Source organism: Streptomyces boncukensis (assembly GCF_011045075.1).
Lineage (GTDB): Bacteria > Actinomycetota > Actinomycetes > Streptomycetales > Streptomycetaceae > Streptomyces > Streptomyces boncukensis.
Genome location: NZ_JAAKZZ010000501.1, coordinates 1 through 5298 on the forward strand (window position 1 = coordinate 1; position 5298 = coordinate 5298).

Below are 5298 nucleotides of genomic sequence, written 5' to 3' on the forward strand. Positions count from 1 at the left end.
GCGACCGGCCCCGCACCGCCCCCGCGTCCCCGACGCGGTGCGCCGCCTCGTGGAGGACGGCGTCCGGCGGCACGTCTATCCCGGCGCCACCTGGGCGGTCGGAGACGCCCAGGGGATCCTGGACCTCGGCGCCGCCGGCACCCTGTCCCTGCAGCGCTGCGCCGCCCGCACGCGCCCCGCCACCCGGTACGACGTCGCGAGCCTCACCAAGATCCTGGCCACCTGGACGGCCGTCGGCGCGCTGTGGGACCGGGGCCGTATCGACCTGGAAGCGCCGCTCGGCGGCTACTGGCCGCGGGCGGCCGGGTACCCCGTCGGCAACCTGACCGCGCGGGAACTCCTCTCCCACACCGCGGGCCTCCCGCTGCGCGCCCAGCTGAAGCACCGGTACGGGACCGACCCAGCGGCCGTCCGCAGCGGCATCCTCACCGAGGCCGTGCGCCGGCCGCCCGGCGAGGCCGTGGAGTACACCGACCGCGCCGCCATGATCCTCGGCTTTCTCACCGAGGACCTCACCGGACGGCGGCTCGACGCCCAGGCCGGGCCGCTGTGGCGCGCGCTCGGCCTCACCGCCACCGGCTACGGGCCGCTGAGCCCGGCCGCACGGGCCGGCTGCGCCCCGACCGAACTCGACCCGGAGACCGGCCTGCGGCCCCGCGGCTCGGTCCACGACTACTCGGCCCGGATCCTCGGCGCCTCCTGCGGCAGCGCGGGCGTCTTCTCGCACGCCCCGGACCTGGGGCGCTTCCTGCGGCATCTGCTCGCTGGCGGGACGGACGGCGCGCACCCCGGCGTCAGCCCCGCCTGGACCCGGCTCTCCCTCCAGGTGCACACGGGAGGACTGACCCCGGCACGCGGCCTGCTGTGGCATCCGGCGCCGGGGACGAGCCCCGAGCGGGACGACGTCTGGGCCCACTACGGCTTCACCGGCACCGGCATCTGGCTCAGTCCCCGACTGGGGCGCTGGGCGGTTCTGCTGACCAACAAGATCTACTACAGCCGGGAACGGCGGCCGCTCACCGAGATCCGGGACGCGTTCCGCGAGCTGGTCTTCTGCTGAGGGGCCGGCGCCACGGCTGCGGGACCGGCCCGGCCAGGGCGCCGGGGGCGCTCGGCTAGGGGGTGTTTCGAAAGCCCCGTGCGGCGCATGGAGCGTCCGGTGCGTGCTCTCGGCGTGCCGGGTGAAAGCCCTCGTACTGGGCGTACTCGGGCTTTCGGCCGGTGCGGCGAGAGCACGTGCCGGGCGTTCCAGGTGGCGTGCGGGGCTTTCGAAACACCCCCTAGGGGCGCTCGACCTTGGCGCCGAGTTCCATCAGCTTCTGCTGGAAGTTCTCGTAGCCCCGGTTGATCAGGTCGATGCCGTGCACCCGCGAGGTGCCCTGCGCCGCCAGCGCCGCGATCAGATACGAGAAGCCGCCGCGCAGGTCGGGGATGGTCAGGTCGCCGCCCTGGAGCTTCGTCGGCCCGGAGACCACGGCGGAGTGCAGGAAGTTGCGCTGCCCGAAGCGGCACGGCATGCCGCCCAGGCACTCGCGGTAGAGCTGGATGTGGGCGCCCATCTGGTTGAGCGCCGAGGTGAAGCCCAGGCGGGACTCGTAGACCGTCTCGTGGACGATGGAGAGGCCGGACGCCTGGGTGAGGGCCACCACCAGCGGCTGCTGCCAGTCCGTCTGGAAGCCGGGGTGCACGTCGGTCTCCAGCGCGATGGCGTTCAGCGGGCCGCCCGGGTGCCAGAACCGGATGCCCTCGTCGTCGATCTCGAACGCGCCGCCGACCTTCCGGTAGGTGTTGAGGAAGGTCATCATCGACTTCTGCTGCGCGCCGCGCACATACACGCTGCCCTCGGTGGCCAGCGCCGCGCTCGCCCAGGACGCGGCCTCCAGCCGGTCCGAGAGGGCGCGGTGGGTGTAGCCGCCGAGCGAGTCGACACCGGTGATGCGGATGGTGCGGTCGGTGTCCATGGAGATGATCGCGCCCATCTTCTGCAGCACGCAGATCAGGTCCTCGATCTCCGGCTCCACGGCCGCGTTGGAGAGTTCCGTCACACCGTCCGCGAGGACGGCAGTCAGCAGCACCTGCTCCGTCGAGCCGACCGACGGGTACGGCAGCCGGATCTTGGTGCCGCGCAGGCCCTTGGGGGCCTCCAGATACTGTCCGTCGGCCCGCTTCTCGATCGTCGCGCCGAACTGCCGCAGCACGTCGAAGTGGAAGTCCACGGGCCGCCCGCCGATGTCGCAGCCGCCCAGCCCCGGGATGAAGGCGTGGCCGAGGCGGTGCAGCAGCGGGCCGCAGAACAGGATCGGGATCCGGGACGAGCCCGCGTGCGCGTCGATGTCCGCGACGTTGGCGCTCTCCACGCGCGAGGGGTCGAGCACGAGCTCGCCGGACTCGTCACCGGAGCGGACGGTGACGCCGTGCAGCTGGAGGAGGCCGCGTACGACGCGCACGTCGCGGATGTCCGGCACATTGCGCAGGCGGCTCGGCGCGCTGCCCAGCAGCGCGGCGACCATGGCCTTCGGCACGAGGTTCTTCGCGCCGCGGACCCGGAGCTCGCCCTCCAGCGGGGCGCCACCGTGGACGAGTAGGACGTCGGCAGGGCTGTCGGTCATGAATCTCCGCGTTCCTGGAGATGGGTTGGGACAAAACGTCATCGTAATCGCCCCGGACACCCCCTCCGTAGCGCTGTGCGGGGGAGCGGAACGTCACAGGTGCGCAATAACACGCTCCGCGCCCGCCACGTCACGGTGCGGTCCGCCGTGCGCCCCGAGGGGCCGGGGGAGGCGCGGACGGCGCGCGGCCGCCGCACTCGGCGGGCACGCTCCCTGCCGCGCGCCTCGTACCGATCTGCCGGTTGGCTCCCCGCGACGGGCGCCGGTGCGGGATCATTGCCCTATGACCGAGGTGTCCTCGCTCACCGGACGGCTGCTCGTGGCCACTCCGGTGCTGGCCGACCCGAATTTCGACCGCGCGGTGGTGCTCCTCCTCGACCACGACGAGGAGGGCTCGCTGGGCGTGGTCCTCAACCGCCCGACGCCCGTCGACGTGAGCGACATCCTGGAGCCCTGGGCGGCGCTCACCGGCGAGCCCGGCGTCGTCTTCCAGGGCGGCCCCGTCTCGCTGGACGCGGCACTGGGTGTGGCGGTGGTGCCCACGGGGGGTGAGGGGCGCACCACCGCCCGCGACACCCGAGACGTCCGCGACACCCGAGACGCCCGAGACGTCCGGGGCCCGGACGGGGAGGCGGACGCGGGGACGGGCGCCCCGCCGGGCCGGGAACCGGCGGCGGACCGCGGAGCGGCACGGGACCCGGCACCGGACCCGGCCGGGAGCCCGGACCGGGCCAGGCGCACTGACCGGGACCCGGACCGAGACCGGGACCGGGACCCGGATGCGGACCCGGGCGCCGGGGACGCGGCGGACGCCGCGGACGGGAAGGGACCGTCCAGCGGGCCGCTGGGCTGGCGGCGGGTGCACGGCGCGATCGGCCTGGTCGACCTGGAGGCCCCGCCGGAGCTGCTCGCCGCCGAGCTGGGCTCGCTGCGGATCTTCGCGGGCTACGCGGGCTGGGGGCCTGGGCAGTTGGAGGACGAGCTGTCCGAGGGCGCGTGGTACGTCGTCGAGTCGGAGCCCGGCGATGTCTCCTCCCCGTCGCCCGAGGGGCTGTGGCGCTCCGTGCTGCGGCGGCAACGCAGCGAGTTGGCACTCGTGGCGACGTACCCGGACGACCCCTCGCTGAACTGAGTACCCTTGGGGTGCATGAGCACTCTTGAGCCCGAGCGCGGGGGCAGCACCGGAACCCTGGTCGAGCCGACCCCGCAGACATCGCACGGTGACGGCGACCACGAGCGGTACGCCCACTATGTCCAGAAGGACAAGATCATGGCGAGCGCGATGGACGGGACGCCCGTCGTCGCGCTCTGCGGCAAGGTCTGGGTACCGGGGCGCGATCCCAAGAAGTACCCGGTCTGCCCCATGTGCAAGGAGATCTACGAGTCCATGAGCTCCGGAGGCGACGACAAGAACGGCAAGGGCGGCAAGGACGGCAAGGGCGGCGGCACGAAGTAGCCGCGTGGCTCCCGCGCCGTTCCGCGCCGATCCCCTGGCATCCGGGTAACAGCTCTGACAGCGTGCCCTGCCCGCCCCGCAGCGACGGGGCGGGCAGGGCACGCTGTGCTGTGTGCGCCCCGAAGGGGCGCGGGGAACTGCGCGCTCAGCTACAGCGGGGCCGCACCCTGCGACGCATCAGCAAGGGGCAGGCCCTGCCCAGCCGCGGCTCACACCGGAACCGCGTCGCGCAGCGGAACGCTGGAGACGGTGAACGGCAGCACCTCGGGCGGCAGGCCGTTGATCCAGCGGTTGTACTGGCTGTTGACGACGTTGATCCGGCCGTGCGCCAGGGCGAGCGTCACCGAGCTGGGGTGGCGGAAGCCGCCGGGCGGGACGATCCGGGCGGTGTAGCGGCCCCGGGTCAGGTCGGGCGACATACGGAGCACCGCCACCTGCGGGACGAGCCCCGGGGTGTCGTTGATGTTGCCCTGCACCACGTAGAGGTGGCCGTCGTGCCAGGCCAGGCCGTCCCCGTTGGGCAGCGTGTGCCCGCCGAGGTCCACCTCGCGCGCCGCGCCGGTGCGCTGGTCGACGCGCCACAGCTGACCGGTGTTGCTGTTGACGGTCAGCAGCCGGCGGCCGACGGCCAGGATGCCGTTGAGGTTGTGCTGGCCGTCGATCCAGTCGATCGGGGTCTCGCTGACGTCCAGCCAGCGCTCCATCCGCCAGCGCCATCCGCTGCGGGTCACCCGGTAGATGACCGGGCGGAAGGAGTCGGTGGCGTAGGCCGTGCCGTCGTCGGCGACGGTGACCTCGTTGACGAAGCCGTCTGGTACGCCCCGCAGCCGGGCCAGCAGCCGCCCGGTGGAGGTCTGGTAGATCCGCAGGGTTCCGGTGTCGGCGCCGCCCACGTACAGCCGGCCCGCGCCGTCGACGGTCATACCCGAGGTGGTGCTGCGGCCGTCGGTGCCGTCCGGTGACCAGGGGCGCAGCCGGGGCCGGGTCACCTGGCCCCGATAGAGGGTGCCGTCGGCGGCGCTGCCGACGTACAGCTGTCCGGTGCGCGGGTCGTACGCGTGACCGGAGGGGAACGCCCGGTCCCCGGGCAGGACGTACGCGTCGGGGATCGCGGAGTCGTCCGCTGAGGCGTCCGCGGCGGGGCGTGCGTGCGCCGTCGACGCGCCGCCCGCGGCGACGGTCAGGGCGCCCGCCGCGGTGGCGGCCAGGACGCCGCGCCGGGAGGGCCGGGAG

5 protein-coding genes are annotated in these 5298 nt (G+C 73.7%); 3 read left to right on the plus strand and 2 right to left on the minus strand.

Translation table 11 applies throughout. The annotated features are described in order from the left end of the window. Positions 1-37 precede the first annotated feature (37 nt). Positions 38-1060: a serine hydrolase domain-containing protein gene (locus G5C65_RS30620; RefSeq protein ID WP_165302313.1), complete on the plus strand. Its 1023-nt coding sequence runs from the start codon at positions 38-40 to the stop codon at positions 1058-1060. Between the two features lie 220 nt (positions 1061-1280). On the opposite strand, the gene murA is transcribed toward G5C65_RS30620, so the two are convergent. Next, positions 1281-2609, minus strand: coding sequence for a UDP-N-acetylglucosamine 1-carboxyvinyltransferase (gene murA, locus G5C65_RS30625; RefSeq protein WP_165302309.1), 1329 nt, complete (start codon positions 2607-2609; stop codon positions 1281-1283). A gap of 283 nt (positions 2610-2892) precedes the next feature. On the opposite strand from murA, the gene G5C65_RS40845 reads away from it, so the two are divergent. Together G5C65_RS40845 and G5C65_RS30635 are read left to right on the plus strand one after the other, a co-directional pair. After that, the gene (locus G5C65_RS40845; protein ID WP_165302310.1) at positions 2893-3741 is read left to right on the plus strand and encodes a YqgE/AlgH family protein; all 849 of its coding nucleotides are present in this window, start codon (positions 2893-2895) and stop codon (positions 3739-3741) included. Positions 3742-3756: 15 nt separating this feature from the next. Then, the gene (locus G5C65_RS30635) at positions 3757-4065 is read left to right on the plus strand and encodes a DUF3039 domain-containing protein (RefSeq protein ID WP_165302311.1); all 309 of its coding nucleotides are present in this window, start codon (positions 3757-3759) and stop codon (positions 4063-4065) included. 209 nt (positions 4066-4274) lie between these two features. On the opposite strand, the gene G5C65_RS30640 is transcribed toward G5C65_RS30635, so the two are convergent. After that, positions 4275-5298 (minus strand): SMP-30/gluconolactonase/LRE family protein (locus G5C65_RS30640; protein WP_165302312.1); only part of this gene is annotated, 1024 nt, incomplete at its 5' end.

Coding starts and splice junctions, on each gene's coding strand:
- murA (WP_165302309.1), bottom strand. CDS start 2,609: ATGACCGACAGCCCTGCCGACGTCCTACTCGTCCACGGTGGCGCCCCG.
- G5C65_RS30635 (WP_165302311.1), top strand. CDS start 3,757: ATGAGCACTCTTGAGCCCGAGCGCGGGGGCAGCACCGGAACCCTGGTC.
- G5C65_RS40845 (WP_165302310.1), top strand. CDS start 2,893: ATGACCGAGGTGTCCTCGCTCACCGGACGGCTGCTCGTGGCCACTCCG.